This window comes from Priestia sp. 40, assembly GCF_049368575.1.
In the GTDB taxonomy this organism is placed as follows: Bacteria; Bacillota; Bacilli; order Bacillales; family Bacillaceae_H; genus Priestia; species Priestia zanthoxyli.
In genome coordinates this window covers 71283-89852 of record NZ_JBMPZA010000026.1, presented here as the reverse complement: position 1 = coordinate 89852, position 18570 = coordinate 71283, and the positions used below count along the sequence as shown (strand labels likewise).

18 protein-coding genes are annotated in these 18570 nt (G+C 35.4%); 12 read left to right on the top strand and 6 right to left on the bottom strand.

Translation table 11 applies throughout. From position 1 onward, the window contains the following. Positions 1–37: 37 nt before the first annotated feature. Together ACO1DI_RS26645 and ACO1DI_RS26640 are read left to right on the top strand one after the other, a co-directional pair. Positions 38–1270, top strand: coding sequence for an aminopeptidase (locus tag ACO1DI_RS26645; protein ID WP_371905741.1), 1233 nt, complete (start codon positions 38–40; stop codon positions 1268–1270). Positions 1271–1389: 119 nt separating this feature from the next. After that, positions 1390–2226 (top strand): hypothetical protein, encoded by an 837-nt coding sequence (locus ACO1DI_RS26640; protein WP_371905740.1) that lies wholly within the window; start codon positions 1390–1392, stop codon positions 2224–2226. Positions 2227–2255: 29 nt separating this feature from the next. Here the strand turns inward: ACO1DI_RS26640 and ACO1DI_RS26635 are convergent, their stop codons facing one another. Together ACO1DI_RS26635 and ACO1DI_RS26630 are read right to left on the bottom strand one after the other, a co-directional pair. Further along, a complete protein-coding gene (locus tag ACO1DI_RS26635; protein WP_014459590.1) occupies positions 2256–2390 on the bottom strand; it encodes a hypothetical protein in 135 nt (44 codons plus the stop codon). 80 nt (positions 2391–2470) lie between these two features. After that, the gene (locus tag ACO1DI_RS26630; RefSeq protein ID WP_014459591.1) at positions 2471–2962 is read right to left on the bottom strand and encodes a hypothetical protein; all 492 of its coding nucleotides are present in this window, start codon (positions 2960–2962) and stop codon (positions 2471–2473) included. Positions 2963–3369: 407 nt separating this feature from the next. On the opposite strand from ACO1DI_RS26630, the gene ACO1DI_RS26625 reads away from it, so the two are divergent. The 3 genes from ACO1DI_RS26625 (at position 3370) to ACO1DI_RS26615 (ending at position 5581) form a co-directional block, all read left to right on the top strand. After that, positions 3370–3789, top strand: coding sequence for a hypothetical protein (locus ACO1DI_RS26625; RefSeq protein ID WP_014459592.1), 420 nt, complete (start codon positions 3370–3372; stop codon positions 3787–3789). A gap of 72 nt (positions 3790–3861) precedes the next feature. Then, on the top strand, positions 3862–4875 hold the full coding sequence (locus ACO1DI_RS26620) for a hypothetical protein (protein ID WP_423145760.1): 1014 nt from the start codon (positions 3862–3864) through the stop codon (positions 4873–4875). 127 nt (positions 4876–5002) lie between these two features. After that, entirely contained in the window at positions 5003–5581 is a 579-nt protein-coding gene (locus ACO1DI_RS26615; RefSeq protein WP_115654205.1) for an HAD-IA family hydrolase, read from the top strand. Positions 5582–5583: 2 nt separating this feature from the next. On the opposite strand, the gene ACO1DI_RS26610 is transcribed toward ACO1DI_RS26615, so the two are convergent. The 3 genes from ACO1DI_RS26610 to ACO1DI_RS26600 all read right to left on the bottom strand — a co-directional run bounded on the left by ACO1DI_RS26610 (position 5584) and on the right by ACO1DI_RS26600 (position 10488). Then, positions 5584–6180: a mechanosensitive ion channel family protein gene (locus ACO1DI_RS26610; protein ID WP_014459595.1), complete on the bottom strand. Its 597-nt coding sequence runs from the start codon at positions 6178–6180 to the stop codon at positions 5584–5586. Between the two features lie 852 nt (positions 6181–7032). After that, positions 7033–8055 carry a hypothetical protein gene (locus ACO1DI_RS26605; protein WP_115654204.1) on the bottom strand — a complete coding sequence of 341 codons (1023 nt, stop codon included), beginning with the start codon at positions 8053–8055 and terminating at the stop codon, positions 7033–7035. Between the two features lie 969 nt (positions 8056–9024). Further along, positions 9025–10488: a hypothetical protein gene (locus ACO1DI_RS26600; protein ID WP_115654203.1), complete on the bottom strand. Its 1464-nt coding sequence runs from the start codon at positions 10486–10488 to the stop codon at positions 9025–9027. 320 nt (positions 10489–10808) lie between these two features. Between ACO1DI_RS26600 and ACO1DI_RS26595 the strand changes: the two genes are divergently transcribed. From ACO1DI_RS26595 to ACO1DI_RS26575, 5 genes are all read left to right on the top strand, one after another. Beyond that, positions 10809–11690 (top strand): HAD family hydrolase, encoded by an 882-nt coding sequence (locus ACO1DI_RS26595; protein ID WP_243556587.1) that lies wholly within the window; start codon positions 10809–10811, stop codon positions 11688–11690. A gap of 552 nt (positions 11691–12242) precedes the next feature. Further along, on the top strand, positions 12243–13067 hold the full coding sequence (locus ACO1DI_RS26590) for a pyruvate, water dikinase regulatory protein (protein ID WP_042992073.1): 825 nt from the start codon (positions 12243–12245) through the stop codon (positions 13065–13067). A 120-nt stretch (positions 13068–13187) separates the two neighbouring features. Continuing rightward, complete coding sequence (locus tag ACO1DI_RS26585; protein ID WP_209366845.1) at positions 13188–14690, top strand: malate:quinone oxidoreductase; 1503 nt, start codon at positions 13188–13190, stop codon at positions 14688–14690. Positions 14691–14939: 249 nt separating this feature from the next. Then, positions 14940–15599: a 2OG-Fe(II) oxygenase gene (locus ACO1DI_RS26580; protein WP_209366843.1), complete on the top strand. Its 660-nt coding sequence runs from the start codon at positions 14940–14942 to the stop codon at positions 15597–15599. 418 nt (positions 15600–16017) lie between these two features. Next, entirely contained in the window at positions 16018–16842 is an 825-nt protein-coding gene (locus tag ACO1DI_RS26575) for a thermonuclease family protein (RefSeq protein ID WP_209366841.1), read from the top strand. A 66-nt stretch (positions 16843–16908) separates the two neighbouring features. Here ACO1DI_RS26575 and ACO1DI_RS26570 read toward each other — a convergent pair whose 3' ends face one another. Next, entirely contained in the window at positions 16909–17052 is a 144-nt protein-coding gene (locus ACO1DI_RS26570) for a hypothetical protein (RefSeq protein WP_158307786.1), read from the bottom strand. Positions 17053–17211: 159 nt separating this feature from the next. Here ACO1DI_RS26570 and ACO1DI_RS26565 point away from each other — a divergent pair, with 159 nt between their 5' ends. Both ACO1DI_RS26565 and ACO1DI_RS26560 read left to right on the top strand, forming a co-directional pair. After that, positions 17212–17766, top strand: a complete 555-nt coding sequence (locus ACO1DI_RS26565; protein WP_013057535.1) for a GNAT family N-acetyltransferase — start codon at positions 17212–17214, stop codon at positions 17764–17766. Between the two features lie 197 nt (positions 17767–17963). Continuing rightward, the gene (locus ACO1DI_RS26560; RefSeq protein WP_014459607.1) at positions 17964–18524 is read left to right on the top strand and encodes a hypothetical protein; all 561 of its coding nucleotides are present in this window, start codon (positions 17964–17966) and stop codon (positions 18522–18524) included. Positions 18525–18570: the final 46 nt, after the last annotated feature.

Below are 18570 nucleotides of genomic sequence, written 5' to 3'. Positions count from 1 at the left end.
TAAAGTCGTTAGAATATATACGTAAAGGAGATAAATTATGGAACAGTTTGAGCGCAATATTGAAAAGTACGCCGAGCTAGCTGTAAAAGTCGGTGTAAACATTCAAAAAGGGCAAGTATTAAACATTAATGCCGATATTTCTTCCGCTGATTTTGTTCGTGAAATTGCGAAAAAAGCGTATGAAGCCGGAGCAAAGTCTGTTGATGTAGAGTGGCATGATGATCACTTAGTTCGTTTGAAATACGAAAAAGCGGATGAATCTGTATTTAATGAATTTCCTGCTTGGAAATCTCAGGCAAGAGAAGAGCTTGTTAAAAACGGAGGCGCTGTTTTATCTGTAATTTCAAGCGGTCCTGACTTATTAAAAGGAGTAGACGGCAAACGTATTGCTGCGTTCCAAAAAGTAAGCGGAAAAGCAATGAAAAAATTCCGTGAAGCGATTCAATCCGATAAAATCAGCTGGTCCATCGTAGCTGTTCCTTCCAAAGACTGGGCAGCCAAAGTATTTCCTGACGTTCCAGAAGAACAGCAGCAAGAAAAACTATGGGAAGCTATTTTTAAATCTGTGCGCGTAGACCAAGAAGATCCAGTGGCCGCATGGGAAGAGCATAATGCTTCATTACATACAAAAGTAGACATTTTAAATGAAAAGAGATTTGCTAAGCTTCACTATAAAGCGCCGGGAACAGATTTAACAATTGAACTTCCTGACAAACATATTTGGGTTGGCGCAGGCAGTGTTAATGAAGACGGCAACTCGTTCATGGCCAATATGCCAACAGAAGAAGTATTCACACTTCCAAAAAAAGACGGCGTAAACGGTCAAGTAACAAGCACAAAACCGCTTAGCTACGCAGGAAACTTAATTGAAAACTTCACGCTAACATTTGAAAACGGAAAAATTGTGGATGTAAAAGCAGAAGAAGGCGAAGAAACGTTAAAGCACTTAATTGAAACAGATGAAGGTGCCAAATACTTAGGAGAAGTAGCCTTAGTACCGCATCAATCGCCAATCTCTCAGTCAAACATCATTTTCTACAACACGCTGTTTGACGAAAATGCATCCAACCACTTAGCCATCGGCAGCTCGTATTCTTTCTGTTTAGAAGGCGGAAAAACGATGTCTAAAGAAGAGCTATCAGAAAACGGAGCAAACGACAGCATCACCCACGTTGACTTCATGATCGGCTCAGCTGAAATGGACATCGACGGCATCAAAGCTGACGGTACAAGCGAGCCTGTGTTTAGAAAAGGGAACTGGGCGCTTTAATAAACAGTTTAATCTATGAAGTCTCTACAATAATCAAGGTAATAAATGAATTAGCCACTTCTCGATTTATAGAAGTGGCTATAAGTTTTTTTAATGTAAAGAGGAGAGTAATACGTTAAATGAATGAATTAGTAAAAATTGTTTTAAATAGTGTAGACCAATTATTTGGCAAAAATTATGTGCAATTGATTACTTATTTATTAATAGCATTAATTGGAACATGGTTGTACAAAGAGTTCAGAACTCAATTACTAAATAGTGAAAACTATAAAAGAGAAAAGTACAGTGAGGTATTAACAATTTTACTAGAATTGGAGTATGCACTAAATAGATTCTTAATAAATGAATTAGAGTTTAGTCAATTAGAAGAGAATTTAAAGGCTGCTTATCCGTATTTATCTTATGATCTAAGTAAGGATGTTGGAAGCTTTAGTACTGGAATAGAAAAGAAAAAAGTCGAGGAATTCGTCGAAAGATTGAGTGCAGAGAGAAATAACCTTAAATATAACCAACCTAATGCTTTCTCTTATTTAAGTGAAAGAAGTATATCTCGGTCATTTGGTCACTTATTTAGAACAATGCTTTCACCTGTGCTTATATCTTTCCTGTTGACTTTATTAACTGTAGTGGTTTCATTTATGCTATTATATCTCACGTCTGCTATGTCAACTGTTGAATCTGTTGTCAAACAATATTATTTGATACAAGGTGTAATAGATTACATATGTTTCTTAATGATATTAGTTGGTATCGCTGATATTATTAATAACCAAAAGGTGTCTAGCATGAAACACTTAGTTATTTTTCTTATTATTTTTATAACTTTGTCTATTACTGCATTTTTACTTTTTTCAAAATTCATTATTATTCCTACAATTCTATTTGTATGCTACGGAATATTATTAAAAATGTACTTACCAAAAATTATTGTTGGGCTAAAAATAAAGAATATATAAATAAAAAGAAGAATCACGGCAGGCGAACTTCACTCAGTTCCACCTTGCTGTGATTCTTCTTTTTTTACCGGAGCGTCACGCTTGAACATGTGATAGTAGGTAAACCCTAAGCATAGAGCGCCGGCGATTGAACAAAAATATTGCAAAAAACGGACGAAATCCATTGGAATGACCTCCCATTTTCAGTTTCGCTTCTAGTATGTACAGGGAAGTGAAATAATATGTGAAAAAGGGAGGTTTTCTCTTATAGTTCGTATGGTTCTTGGAGAGTAAGGTAAGGCTGCTGATCTTCAAGACCAAGACGCTTATTTAATTGTCTTTTCATTAAATCGTACTGGTAGATGAGGTGAAATTGATTTTTTTTCGGTGTTTCACAGCGAATGTAGGTTTCTTGCCCGTTCTTGTCTGTGAAATGAATGGTTAACTCACCGAAATAGCGTTGAACAGGAGCTCCGTGAAGGCCTTTTTCATTTTTGACAACCTTTGAAAATTCTGCTCGTTGAATACGGTTAAATGGAATAATAGCTACTTGATTGATAACAAGACGCTGATCGTACATGTCAATTTTAGATATAGAAATTTGATTAATTCCTTCTGCAAATTTAACATGCCCGTTTACAGAAACAAGCGGTTTGCGATCCTCAGGATCAACAGCGCCTTGAGGCCGCTTAATGACGTAGAAGCTACCTACGCCAAGTGCTACGATACCAACCACAACAATAAGTGCAAACATCATTTTGCATTCCACCTCCTGAGTATAGATGTGTAATCTGAATTTAACAGCAAGCTGTTTCAGTTGCCATATTGCCTCAACAATGAGGGTAGAGAAAAGCAGTTCGGCAGTTCATTATAAGTATATACATACGTTCGACAATATGGTGTGATATTCCTTCTTATTATGACTTTTTTACGACAAAATGGGCAAAACTCTTTTCGAAAATGAAGCGAATCAGTTACAATTTAAGGATAAGGTACCAAATTTCTTTTTTATCTCAAAAAAGTGCAGAAAAGCGTAAAAAATTCTAGGTACTTTCTCATATTTTTACTATTTTTATAGAATTTATCCCAATTTCTAATCCTTTATCGTGTATAATCTCTTGTGTGCAGCATGATATACATAAAGGTGTAAGGAGGCACAGTTCATTGTCTTTATCAGCAAAGAAGATATTATTATTAGTTTTAGTAGTTATATGTTTAGTGTTAGTTGTGATGCAATTCATAAATCGATCAGCAGAGCCGACTTCTGAACAGGCCCAAGAAACACTGAGTAAGCTTCCTGAACAAGAAACCGTTAAAGAAAAAGCAAAGGGCGACGAGGAAGCGCACAAATATCGAGTGTATTATATTACTATTGAAAAAATCGAAAATGGTACATACAGCGGAACAACCAAAGAAGGAACGGGCATTAAATTTTCCGATAAAAATTTAAATGAACCGATTCCAAGCAATTTGAAAAAAGGGGATATCGTTAAAGCATACTTTGATCTTGAATATAGCACGAAAGGTCTAGTCAAAGTAGAAAAGGTAGACGAGATACCCGATGATGACGAGAGCTCAAGTTAATTGAGCTCTTTTTTTGTGTTTTACGAATGTGGTAAAATATTGAATATACAGATACGATACAGGGGGAAGAAGATGATAGCAGCAATTATAGTAGGAGCGGTAATTCTTTTAGCTTTGATTATTAAAGCGATTGGAAAGCCAAGGGGATTTCGCTTGTATAAAGAGGAGCTTCCAGATGAGCTCGGAATACATAAAGGTAATGGTTTTGAAGATATTGTTCATTCACTAGAAGATTCTTTACCGATAGCCTATGTTCAGCAAGTGAAACAGCGTATGAAAGGGAAAAATACAAAAGACGATGAAGTGGAATGGACGTTTTTTGAGATGAAGCGCTACTTTTTATTAAATGCAGTCATCAAAGATGTACCGATGTTTAGTGCAAAAGTGGATGAAGTATGGCATGAAATGATTATGTTTACAGTAGATTATGAGCGCTTTACAGACCGTTTTTTCAACCGCTTTTTGCATCACCAGCCAAATGTAGAAACACCTCCATCCCCACAGCCGGATAAGCGAGCGTTCTTTGATTGGATGTATGCTCATTTGTTTGACATAACGGGTAACAGCCGACTGCTTTGGGGGAAATTTTTTCAGCATCCGCTTGATAAAAGTACGCTTCAAGATTTTCAAAGGTTATCAGAAGATGAATTACTAGATCGCTATTTTTTAAGAAACGGCAAATGGGAAAAACAACAGAGGCACTTGATTCAAACATTAAAAGAAGAAATTAAGGATGCAAAAAAACGAATGAAATCCGGAGGATCGTCGTACTTTAAAAAAGCATTAACAAAAGGGAATGTATCAACTGAACTTCTCTTTCAAGGCTTTGTTTTTTATTCACTTTACGAAGCTACCGACTTTTCAAGACATATGAATGAACTGCTGCTATACAAAAAGACAATCTATGCGGGAGATACAGCCTCGTACAGCGGCTATAGCTGTTCAAGTCCATGGGAAGACAACCGTCATCATCACCACGACGGAGGTCACCACCATCATGACAGCGGCAGCAGCTGTTCGAGTTCAAACTGCAGCAGCTCAAGCTGTTCAAGCTCTAGCTGCGGGAGCGGGTGCAGCAGCAGCTAGTACAGTAAAAAAACTCGCTTTATACGAGTTTTTTTACTGCAAATGTAACGATGATAAAAAGGTTAACTGACAAGCAATGAAAAATTTGGTATAATCGTTACGTTTTTAAAAAGGAGAGACAGCGAAAATGAATATTTTATGGGACTTTGATGGAACCATCTTTGATACCTATCCGACTATTGTAAAAGCATTTAAAGAACTACTAACAGATCAAACGATCTCAGAAGATGATATTCTAAGACAAATGAAGGTTTCTTCTGACGTAGCAATTAAGCATTTCAATATTGAAAAGTCTTTGTTTGATAAACACTTCCATGTGCTCGAACAGAAAATCAACCCTAAAGATAAGCCTGCTTTTCCTCACGTAGAAGACGTACTGAGCTTTGCGGATACAAATGTAATTGTTACGCATAAATCTAGACAGTCTACTCTTGATATTCTTGCATTTTTTAATATGGAGCACTATTTTACGGAGATTATTACAAAGGATGATGGCTACAAACGAAAGCCTGATAGCGGCGCTTATGCATATCTTCACGATAAGTATCAGCTCGATTTAGTGATTGGAGATCGCGAGCTCGATTTAAAACCTGCTCGTGAACTGGGAATTAAAACATGTGCATTTCAAAATGACGATATTGAAGCAGATTATCACCTTACATCATATGATCAATTCTTTACAACGGTCGTAAATAAAAACTCGTGAAGCTATTCTTCACGAGTTTTTATTTGTTCAGGTGTATGTATTTCGGGAATTTCACCGAGCGTGTAGTTCGCTACTTTTGTAATGTTACTATTGGCAAAAAAGTAAAACTCTCCGTCAACTCCGCGAATTTTTGTCGTGCGCAATCCAATTTCTTCAACAGTTCCTTTCGTATCATTTATGGATACGTGATCTCCTACTGAGAATTGATCTTCAAACAGAATAAAAAAACCGTTTAAAATATCTTTAATTAAATTCTGTGCACCTAAGCCTGTAATAAACCCTGCTACGCTAATACCAGCTAAAAGTGCTTTCATATTAATTCCGATTGCTTCTAAAGATGTGATAAGTACAATAAAATACACGACGTACATGACAATGCTCAGACAAAGTTTTTTGAGCGTTATTTCTTTACGTTCATTGTACCTCAGCAGCTTAGTTTTAAATCTGAAATCAAAGATTTTATTAATTACACTACGAGCAAACCGGATGACAATTTGAGCAATGATAAAAATGAGGATAATCTTTATGATTACTTCACTAATGTCAATCCACTTACCGGTATTAAATAGAGTTTGCTGTATCCACTGTATGTATTTCATGACTAAGTCCCTTTCTTGCTTTATAAAATTTTCTCTACTGAATAGTATAATTTATTTTAAAAAATATACTACTAGAATTTATTAAGGTAAGTTTGAACGATTGTATGGTTTTATTTTAATTTAATTTATTTGTATCTGGTATATGTAATAAAAATTCATTAATTTAGAAAAAAAGAAATCTTCAAGTATAGAGATTTTTAAAGCATTTCTTTATACAAAGATTAAATAAAAAATTATAGCAGATATTAGTATAGATCTTATTAGCAAACATTATATACAAATATTAAAGAAAGAAAAATCTTCTAAAAACACAATGATATCAAGGGTTAGAAAGAAAATAGCTTTTCAATAAATAACTGTGTGGAAAATAGACCTTTTTTGTGAACAGCATCCTTTAGCTAAAGGATGTTTTTTATCGTAATAAATATGGAATATATTTTATTTACTATGTTTTTTCTTCTACAATAGATGGATTTTAAAATCAATGGTATGAAGATTGCTGTTAAAAGTATGAATTATTTCCACTGTGGATAAAAGTAGTTATGTTAAAGAGTAAATAACCTGGAAATTATCGTTAATAAAAAAATAAAAGGGATGCTTTTATTAACAAAGAGGATGATATAACAGTCATTGAATATGTTTTCTTTCTTTTGTGGATAAGTATGAAGGTGTTTTTTTAGTAATATTCCGTAGTTATACACAAGAAATATCATTTATTTGAACTCATCACGTTTATATGGATAGGATAATGGAATTGGAGAGCTGCAAAAATGGGTGTTTGTTTGCGCTATTTGTATCAAAAAGAGAAGAGAAGGGAGAGAAAATAAAAAAAAGGCATGCCAAATAAGCCCCTTATGAAGCTGTAAGTTCGGCAGGGACTTGATCTTGAAGATTTTTTGAAAGCTCTTTTCGAATGAGCGTACGGATTTTTCCACCGTAATTTTCAACAACTTGAGCGTCATGGCTGAAGAAGGCCTGTTCAATCAGAGAATAAAGGGCAGACTTCACTCGTTCAATACCATATTCAAAAGAAAGCTGAACCAAATCAGCGATGTCTTCGTTTTGGAATGAAGACATAACAATTCCTGTAGAATCTGTGCTGTGTCCAGATAATTTTGCAAAAATCTCTTCAATAGTACGTCGAATCGCCGCATTATATTGATCTTTCTTTTCTTGTTTTGACATCTTGCCATTTTTCGCTCCGTCTTTTAAAACAAAGAAAATAGTAGATCCTTGGACAACGGTTTTAAATGCGCTCGTCTGTGTTTCAGCTATTTTTTGCATCATACCCTTGTAGTGAGTATATTTCGGCGTAAAAATTTTATAGTCATTAAAGCTAATTTTTGAAGTGTTTTCTCCAGGATTAAACTGACGCTTAATCGTATCGTTGTCATAAACCAATTCTTTGCGCAGCTCTAAACGAAGGGCATTTACGTTTTCAATTAGAATAAGTTCTTCAAAGCGAGTATATTCTAATTCCATAAACCCAAAGCCGTGTTCTTCAAAATATTGAGGATAGGGAACAATACAAATATTGATTCCTTTGCCGCTGCGAGAATAGGAAATTAATTCTGTTTCTGCTAATACTACATTGTTGTTGCGAACTGTTCGAACTGTACAATTCAAAGCGGCTGCAATCTCTTTTTCAGAAACATCACAAATAATACCTCTTTCATCAACGTGAAGGAAGTGATAAAAAATTAATTGTGAAATTTGAGATTTAGATAAACGGTGATGTTCTGCCACTGTTTTGACTGTAGGGTTCCCATGAGCGTCTAGGTCCATGTGATCTTCAATATCTTTATATTTTTCTACGGTGCTAGACAATTGGCGAATAATTTGTTTTCCAATTTTCGCAAATTCTTTTTTTATCATGAGAATCCCTCCAATCTATTTCATATCAACAATAATTTATTAGGGTAAAATAACAAAGAATACCTTGTGAAAATTATATCAATAAGAAACAGAATCGCAAACGAACGAGTAGTACGCTAAAAACGGCAAAAGGTTCAAAGAATGCTGTCGTATCAAGGGGTTCAGCGTATAGGTTTTTTAGTACGACAAAAACGGCAAAAGCAAGCAAGTACCGGTAGAACAGTGTTTGTTACGATCAGTAAAAACCAAAAAAAACTTTATGCGTTTTAGTACGTAAAAAACGGCCAAAGTTTCAGTATAGTACGCTAAAAATAGCAAAAGTGAAGAATGGTACGCTAAAAACAGCAAAAGATACCTCGATTCACCTAAAAAAAGGTAAAAAAATCACTTCTCTGATCGTTGTAAATAACACAATGAATTTTATTGGTACGTCAAAAATGGCAAAAGCTATTTTTAGTACGTGAAAAACGTCAAAAACGACGTAGTAGTACGACAAAAACAGCAAAATTTATCGTTTGGTACGTCAAAAACGGCAAAAGCTTTATATATGCTGCGAAAAAAATAAAAAATGGGGTTTGAAAAGGCAATAATAAAGGGAAAAGCAATGTTTAGTACGCAGAAAACGGCAAAAGTAACGAAGGAGTACGTCAAAAACGGCAAAAGGTAGGATTGTTTTACGGAAAAAAGCGAATAATTAACAATTAATAAGTAATTATTAGTAAATAAAATGCATTTAGTACGTCAAAAATGGCAAAAGAATTAGAGTGGTACGTCAAAAACAGCAAAAGGTAGTAATTAGTACGCAGAAAACGGCAAAAGAAGCGAAGAGGTACGTCAAAAACGGCCAAAGCTTCTAGTTAGTACGTTAAAAATGACAAAACTTCCAAACTATGAAATAAAAGTAGAGGGATATTTTGTATTTATAAGCTGAAAGTGGCAAAATATCAAATAAAAAAGGAAGGGAACAATTTACCCTTCCAATGTTTCTCTATGTTCTCCTCCAAAATAATCTTGAATTTCATAATTTTGAAGAGGAATAAAAGAGATTTCAAATCCTTGAAGTTTTTGCTGATAACTTTGGATCAGCACTTGATTGCTAACAAACTCTGCTAGAGATTCATTAATTAATTTTAGGTTGACATCAATTTTCTTTGAACGAAAACGAACTTTTGAAGCAAAATATTGATACGGGTAAAAATGGGTGTAAGACTTCTCTTGTAAATAACAATCTAATCGCTCTTTTTGAAATGCATACAGCAGTAAAGAAGACAGCGAGTTATCTTTAAACTTTTTAATAACGTCACTGTAAATTTGTACAAACTGCTGATTTAAAAAGCCTTGATGCGTATCGTCGCTAAATACGATGGTTGCATATCGTCTGCCCGTTACTTCATCGGTTTCAATAACAGCTTTTTGGAAGAAGTTTATCGCAAATTTTGTATCTCTGGAATTTTTCTTCTTCGCTACACCTTCTACGTGATATCTGGCAATTTTCATAATGCGAGCTTCAACCGCTTCATAGTTTTTTACACCTTTTGAATTATAAATTTCTTTAACGATATCCGCTAAATCAAGAGTCACCGTTTTTTCTTTATAAAACATCTCGTCGCGCTGTGAAAGAGCAAACTGGATAATTTGGGAATCTTTTGGGTCTAAAACCATATTTCGTTTGGAAAGAACTGTTTGATTATCATTCACAGGGATAATGGTGCGAATGAAATATTCTTCATCAACTTTATAGTCATTATATAAAACGACTTCTTGGGAGTTTGTTTTAACTTCCATATTGGTTTTAAGAGAATGACTTTCATTTGAGAAGATAGGGGCCTCTACCCACGAATTTAATCTTTTATCAATCCAGTTACTCAAATTTCCATTGTATTTTTCTAGTATGATTTCAGCAATTAAAAAAGTAAAGTCTGTGTGAAATGCTTTCTCTATTTGATAATTCATCTTTGAATCTAGATAAGGAAAATCGGTAATATTTGTTTTTTTACTTTTAGCCCATGCCTCTACTTCTTTTAACTTTATCTTTAAAATATCTTCAGGTTTTTCCACGCCAAACAGCTTTTTTAAGTGTTCGGTATCCACTTTTTTATCCATCACTTTTTTGGCCAATTCAATGTCTTCAAAAATAGGGTTAGGCTTTTCTGCTTTAATATCTTTTTTTAATGTTTGCAGCCAGTTTTTCTTATTCGACTGTCTTCTTTTGTAGGCAGGGTTTCTGATTTCCTTAGGATTTATTAATTTATTCTCTAAAACAAACGTATCTTGCAATATATTTAAAATGTAGTCTTCTATAAAATCTTTTTCATTCGAAAAGAACGAGTGAGAATCATATAAAAAGTCTATACACTTTGCTTTGATATTGTCATCGATCGCATCGCTGATTTGTTTAATAAGGTAAGGAGAAAAATTGGATGGTTCTTTCATGTTGACCTCCTCTGTATGTATTTAATCTGTAACAATCTTATTATATCTTTTTTGAACGATACTCTAAAGGCTAAAAGGAAAATTCATTTTTTTGAAAGCTGTTTTATACCAAATAAGCCCAGCCGGCTATTAGTATATAAAGACTTATTGTAAATATAAATAGCTTTTTGTAGGGCCTCCATATAGTTACGTACTTTTGATATGAAGAGAGTATTATAGTAGCTTTATAGAAAAGAAAAGCAAAGTACATTCATTGAGTTTAAAAATGGAAAAGTTTATACTTGCCAAGTACACTCTTTTTACAAATAGGGGGAATAAATATGTTGTTAAAACCTAAAGCAATTTTTTTAGATATGGATGGTACGATATTAAATCGCTCCAACAAAGTAAGTATTCAAACAAAAGAAACCATTGACGAATTACGAAAACAGGGAATTTTTGTTTTTATTGCTACGGGAAGAGCGTTTGATGAAATAGAAGAGTTAGTTCCTGAAGGCTTTCAAGTGGATGGATTTATCACGTCAAATGGTATGGCAGGGTACGTAGGAAAAGAAGCAGTCTTTCAGCACTCGCTTTCGCTTCAATTGGTGGAAACTATTATTGAAAAAGCAAGAGCGAACAAGGTATACTACGAGCTTTTCCCATATGGCACACCTCGCGTGACGTTAAAACAAGATCAGCCATATGTTAAAAATGAAATTAGAGAGCCAAAGCCAGACAGTGTGGAAATTAACGAATGGCTTTCTCGTAAACAAGCAATTAAAGAAGAAATTGACTGGAAAGATTCCGTAGAAGGAAGTGAATTTTCAAAGTTCTATTTCTTTGCAAGAACGCACGAGCATATCGATAACTGGAAAGCGGAGCTTGAAGAACTTAAAAAAGAAATCGACTTTACAACTTCTACTTCATCTAAACACAATGTTGAAGTGATGGTGGCAAACGTAAATAAAGCAACGGGAATTCAGCAAATGCTAAAACATTTTAATTTGCCCGAGCAAGACATTCTAGTAATTGGCGACAGCAACAATGATTTACCAATGTTTCAGTTTGCCAGCTATGCCGTAGCGATGAAAAATGCGCCGGATCATATTAAAGAAATTGTCGATGACGTAACGGAATTTAACTGTGACGAAAACGGCGTATCTCATTATCTTTCTAAATTTTTATTGCAAAAATCTACTAGAAGTAATCCCGTTTTATAAAAATTAATCTATTTCACGACATATAACCAACTATTCAAAACATCGTCTTTTAGGCGGTGTTTTTAGTATGTATAAGGTAAAAAGTAAACCGTTCATTATTTTTAGTTATAGCACTCTTAGCTAAAAAGAATAGCTAAGAATAAATCTTCTATAATTTAAAAATCATGTTATAAACAACATAACTATCCTCGTGCCTATTCCTGCAAAACGCCTCTCAGCCCTGATGAGTGCACCATGCCAAAGCATAAAACATTTTAAAATCTAAACTTTTTCTTTCTTCAAACTTTTTATAAAATGCGCAGAAAAGGGATTGTATCTCCGTATATTTAATGCTAATATAACATTTAATGAAAATAGTATAACATATTTAGCTTTATTTCGTAATTAGTATGACATAAATTCTTGATTTAATTGTTTTGTTAAAGTGTTTATAATCACAGTGACCAGCATATTTATCTATTCATTACTATTAAATTGTGTATCTTGTAAGCTGCTAAATAAAAAATATTAGCGTTATTAAACTATTAAAATCAAAGAATAGGAAGATTTAATGTGAATAAAAGAAAAATTGTCTATATAGTTTCCGACTCAGTAGGTGAAACGGCTGAGCTGATGGTAAAAGCAGTTTTAACTCAATTTAGTGGAGAAGATATTGAAATTCAAAATACTTCTTACGTAGAAAATGAGGAAAATATTGATAATATCATTGCCGAAGCAAGGTGTAACGAGGCCATCATTGCGTATACTATCGTCATCCCACCTTTAAAACAGTATCTTGACCAAACGGCACAAGAAGAAGGAATTGTAGCCATTGATTTGATGACCCCTCTTATGAGTGCCTTTAGCCAAACCTTTAATAAAGAACCTAATCTTCAACCGAGATTAACAAGAAAATTAGACGATAACTATTTTCGAAGAGTAGAAGCAGTTGAATTCGCTGTTAAATATGATGATGGACAAGACTTCAGAGGCATCAAGCGAGCTGATCTAGTGTTGATTGGTGTTTCGAGAACATCTAAGACGCCACTTTCTATGTATTTAGCTCATAAAAGTCTTAAAGTAGCGAATATACCGTTAGTTCCAGAAGTGACGCCTCCTGACGAACTTTTTACTATTCCAAAAAATAAATGTATTGGTTTAGTTATTACACCGGATAAGCTCAATGAAATCCGAAAAGAACGATTAAAAAATTTAGGTTTAGCGTCTCAAGCCAATTATGCCAATGTAGATCGAATCCTTGAAGAGCTGGACTATGCTGAGAAAATTATGAAGCGCATTGGCTGTCCTATTGTTAATGTCTCAGGTAAAGCAGTTGAAGAAACCGCTGAAGTGATATTGAGCATGTTAAAAAAGGACAAGATGAAAGGGTATGTATAAAAACTCCCATTATGTAAGACAGACAACTTGTCAGACATACTTAATCTATAGAGAGTCAAGTAGAACAGGCGTGTTGCTAAAAGGTGCTTTTTTAAAATATAAAAGATAAGGAAGATTGTGATGAGCAATGTATATAAAAAAACAGACGTTATCTTAATTGGGGCCGGAGTGATGAGTGCAACGTTGGGATCTTTACTAAAAGAGTTAGCGCCGGAATGGGAAATCAAAGTATTTGAAAAACTCGCAGATGCAGGAGAAGAAAGCTCCAATGAATGGAATAATGCAGGGACGGGCCATGCTGCACTGTGCGAGTTGAACTATACATCTGAACAAGCTGACGGATCCATAGATATTACGAAAGCCGTGCGAATTAATGAACAGTTTCAACTTTCAAGACAGTTTTGGTCGTACCTTGTAAGCAGTAATTTAATTCATCATCCGCAAGAGTTTATTATGCCAATCCCTCACATGAGTTTCGTACAAGGAGAAAAGAACGTATCCTTTTTGAAAAAACGTTTTGAAGCGCTATCAAATAATCCGTTGTTTCAAGGGATGGAGTATTCGGATCGTCCTGAAAAGTTAAAAGAATGGATGCCGCTTGTTATGAAAGGCCGTACATCGACTGAAGCAATTGCGGCAACCAAAATTGACTCAGGGACGGACGTGAACTTTGGAGCTTTAACTCGTATGTTGTTTACACATTTAAAAAGTAAAAGCGTAGAAATAAACTATAACCACAGCGTTGAAAATCTGACACGTAACGCAGACGGCTCGTGGGAAGTAAAAGTACATGATATTCATAGCGGCAAACAGGAATATCACACGGCGAACTTTGTTTTTATCGGAGGAGGAGGCGGAAGTCTGTCTTTACTCCAAAAAACGGGTATTCCTGAGTCCAAACATATTGGAGGGTTCCCGGTAAGCGGATTATTTATGGTATGCACTAATCCCGAAGTTGTAGCGCAGCATCACGGGAAAGTGTACGGAAAAGCAAAGGTTGGCGCTCCACCGATGTCGGTTCCACACCTTGATACACGCTATATCGACCGCAAAAAAACACTGCTGTTTGGACCTTTTGCCGGATTTTCACCAAAGTTCTTAAAAACGGGTTCAAATTTGGACTTAATCAATTCTGTAAAACCGAATAATATCTTAACGATGTTAGCAGCAGGCGTCAAAGAGATGGGCTTAACGAAATACTTGATTCAGCAGGTGCTGTTGTCCAATGAAAAGCGTATGGAAGAACTTCGCGAGTTTATTCCAAACGCAAAAAGCGAAGACTGGGATATCGTCGTAGCGGGTCAGCGTGTACAAGTAATCAAAGATACGGAAGCCGGAGGTAAAGGAACTCTTCAATTTGGTACAGAAGTTGTGAGTTCAGCGGATGGTTCCGTTGCTGCATTGCTCGGGGCTTCGCCAGGTGCTTCGACTGCCGTTCATGTTATGCTTGAAGTGCTAGAAAAGTGTTTCCCTCAGCATATGAAGAAATGGGAACCAAAAATAAAAGAAATGATTCCTTCTTACGGCTTGTCACTGGTAGAAAATCCAGCGCTTTTTAACGAAATTCATGCTTCTACAGCACAAACGCTTGATTTAAGTAAAAAAGAACTTGCGTACCGATGATTTTAGGCGCCTTTGACACGTATGCTTTAGATTAAAAGAATTTTTCAGGCTGCTTTATAAAGTGTTTAAAATATAGGTGAAACATATAATAAAAAATGAAGGAGCTTCGTTATATAACGGGCTTCTTTTTATTTATTTCCTTTGCTAGCAGAATTTACTTCGTATTCATGATATAATTCTTATTAGTAAGCGTTTACATATAGTGAAGTGAAGAAGTGGAAAATAGCTATTTCGAGGAGCCGATAAAAGATGATTCTAACTAATACATCTTTACTAACGAAAGAACAAACGATTTTTAACCATTCAGGGAATAAAATTAAATTAGAAGACAGAGAGATTGATATTGTTGCTCGATTTGAAGAGCCTCTTGTTCTAGTTTTAGGAAATGTCCTAAGTAACGAAGAATGTGACGAACTTATACAGCTATCCAAAGATAAAATGCAGCGATCAAAAATTGGTGCTGAACGTGAAGTAAACAGTATTCGAACGAGCAGCGGCATGTTTTTTGAAGAAAGCGAAAACGAGCTTGTACATCAAATCGAAAGAAGACTTTCTAAAATAATGGGACCATCTATTGAATATGCTGAAGGTCTTCAAGTTTTAAAATACTTGCCTGATCAAGAATACAAAGCGCATCACGATTATTTCACTTCTGCAAGTAAAGCATCTAAAAATAACCGTATTAGTACATTGGTTATGTACTTAAACGATGTGGAAGAAGGAGGAGAAACTTATTTTCCTAAGCTGGGTCTTTCCATATCTCCGACAAAAGGAATGGCCGTGTACTTTGAATATTTTTATAGTGACGCTGAACTTAATGACCGTACTCTCCACGGGGGAGCTCCTGTTATAAAAGGAGAAAAGTGGGTCGCTACCCAGTGGATGCGCAAACAAAAAATTCGATCGTAATAACAAAGGTTTGAAGAGCCCTATTAGCTATTGTTAATGAGGGCTCTTATTTATGTTACAAAAAATAGCAATCATGTTAGCTAGTTATTATATTGAAATATTCATACTTATTCTATTTGTGCGGCTATTCCTTATTCTTATAAGCCGGTAGACGATAAATGTATTTGTAGTGTAAAATATCCTCATGATTAAAAATCTGGATACACGAAAACGAAAAATGTGTTCGTGAGATAAAAATAAAATAGATGCCATTTAAATAATGATTTTAAAACAGGTAACCAATTTTTATAACAGGTGCACGAAAAAACTCGTGAAAGGTATTTTCACGAGTTTTTGTTTTTAGGTGATTTACACTATTTATAAAATCATTTTACTTTTATATAGTAGATAGGGAACGTGTTAAAGGAGGACCCGGGTTTTGAAAGAAATAAAAGCAATTATTTACGCCATGCTCGCGACGTTTATGCTGCTTCTTACTGGATGCAGCGATGAGCAGGCAAGTCATTCAACCACATCTTCTACGGATACAAAACAAGCAGTTCAAGTAGAAAGTTCATCAGATCAAGAAGACGATCATAGTCCTTCTAAAGCAAGTCGTGAAGATGTAGTAGGTGAGGCAGCTACGGTAGAAAGAGTGGTGGATGGCGATACGCTTAAAGTGAAAATGCTGAACGGAAAGACGGATCGAGTGCGACTACTTCTTGTCGATACCCCTGAAACAAAGCATCCCAAACTAGGCGTACAGCCCTTTGGTCCAGAAGCATCTGCTTACACCAAAAAAAGGCTAGAAGGGCAGGAAATCACTCTTGAATTTGATGTACAAGAGCGTGATCAATATGGACGCTTGCTTGCTTATGTATGGATAGACAATGAGCTGTATAATGAAGAGCTGCTAGTAAAAGGGCTAGCCCGCGTAGCGGTATTTCCTCCTAATACAAAGTACGTAGATGAATTTAAGAAAATACAGGAGCAGGCTCGAAAAAGCGAAAAAGGCATCTGGAGTATTGAAAACTATGCACAAGAAAAAGGATATAACACGGATGCTGTAAAAAATCAGTCCTCTTCTAAACAAAAGGATACTCAGTCTGCCAAAAACTGTGAAGGTAAAATAAAAGGAAATCAAAACTCTAAAATTTATCACGTGCCAACAGGGGCACACTACAACCAAACCATGAACAACATCATTTGGTTCTGTACCGAAAAAGATGCACAAGAAGCAGGATACAAAAAAGCAAAAAACTAACAAAGAAATTCAGTAGCTGCTGAGTTTCTTTTTTTGTGAGTTCCGTAAGTATGTGTATAGGATTGGCTAAATACCGTCCAACAAAGAACGACCAATTCGTATAAGAAGACGCACGGGCCATATGAGCAACTGAGGCACTTGTAAAAGAACCTCCGCTATAAGTTCTCTCCCGCTCATCGTATTATCTTTCTGCTGCCGGCGTTTTTTCATAGTCATCATCCATTCATTTGAAAATATACATTAATTATACAATGAAAGGAAGATTAGGAGTTAATTTTTTCTTTCTTTTCTTTTTCGTGTTAAAGTAGATAGGTAAGAAGTTTTGCTGCAAATAAAGCAAGCAAAGAGGATAAAGGGAGTTTGAAAATCGTGAAAATAAGGAAAGCAAGAAAAGAAGATGCTTCTGCTGTAACGGAATTACTTTATGACATGCTTGGCAGTATTGCACGCTCTCATACGGCGGCTACAACGAATGAAGAAGCGCTTTTAAGACTTAAAGCGTTTATTCTGTCTGAGAAGAATCGCTATAGCTATCATCATATTACAGTCGCAGAAGTCGATGAGAAGGTAGTTGGACTTATGCTTTGCTATGAAGGAAGTATGTTACAAACGCTTTATGAACCAGTTAAGCGTTTTGTACGTGCTAAACTTAATAATCCAGCGTGGGAAATTGATATAGAAACGGAACATGGAGATTATTATATTGACTCTCTATGTGTAGATGAAGCTTACCGCGGAAAAGGGATAGGAACGGCTCTTTTAAATGTAGCCAAGCAAGAAGCCAAAAAGCGTAAGATGTTTTTATCGTTAAACGTTGAATATAATAACGTAGAAGCCAAAAAATTGTATCAGCGTATAGGCTTTCAAGAGCATAAAACCATTTTTATTGATAAAAAACCATTTTTTTATATGAAGACTGCCTGATCATCTTTACGGTAGTATTTTTTGTGATAAAATGGATATATAAGTAAAATAATAAGAACCAACAGCTCAGCAGTTTTGCTGAGCTTTCCTGTAAATCGCGTAAACGTATCAAAATGGAGAGAACCCTACATCAAATGGACCATAAGCAAGCGGTCATGAAAGTATGTTTGCTGATGTGCCACACGAAAGGAGCGTGCATGAACATCAGAGATCTTCCGTTTAATATGAGTTATCGATTTAATGAACAGCTTCGAGAAGTTCCGGTTAACCCACACCAAATGAAGCAGGGAATTATCTATTTAAAGAAACGAGCTCTTGAAGAAGAGGATGAGTGTGCCGCTGCTAAAACATATGGACATATTGGTGTATATGAGCGCATACTTGGAGAATTAATGAGCAGTGAAAGACATCTGCAGCTGGCCATTTATCTATATGACCGACATGCTGATACAAAAGGTGAATTTTTGAATACGATCCGACTTGGACATACATATCACTGGCAAGAACAGTGGGATAAAGCGAATGAAACGTTTCAGCTACTCATTGAACAATTAAAAGCAGATGAAGACCTTCACATATATGAAGACTTTGTCTATCAGCATTATGGAAAATGTTTACTTGATCAACGGGTTGTTTCCAGAGCGCATCACTATTTTCAACGCGCGTTAGAAATTCGATTGAAAAAAGGCGATAAAGAATTAATTGAGTCGACTAATTCCTGCATCCGTCTTTGTTTAAATAAATTAAAACATTCCTAGTATACATAAAAGATAAATGACTCATAGCCTTGGTTACACATAATGC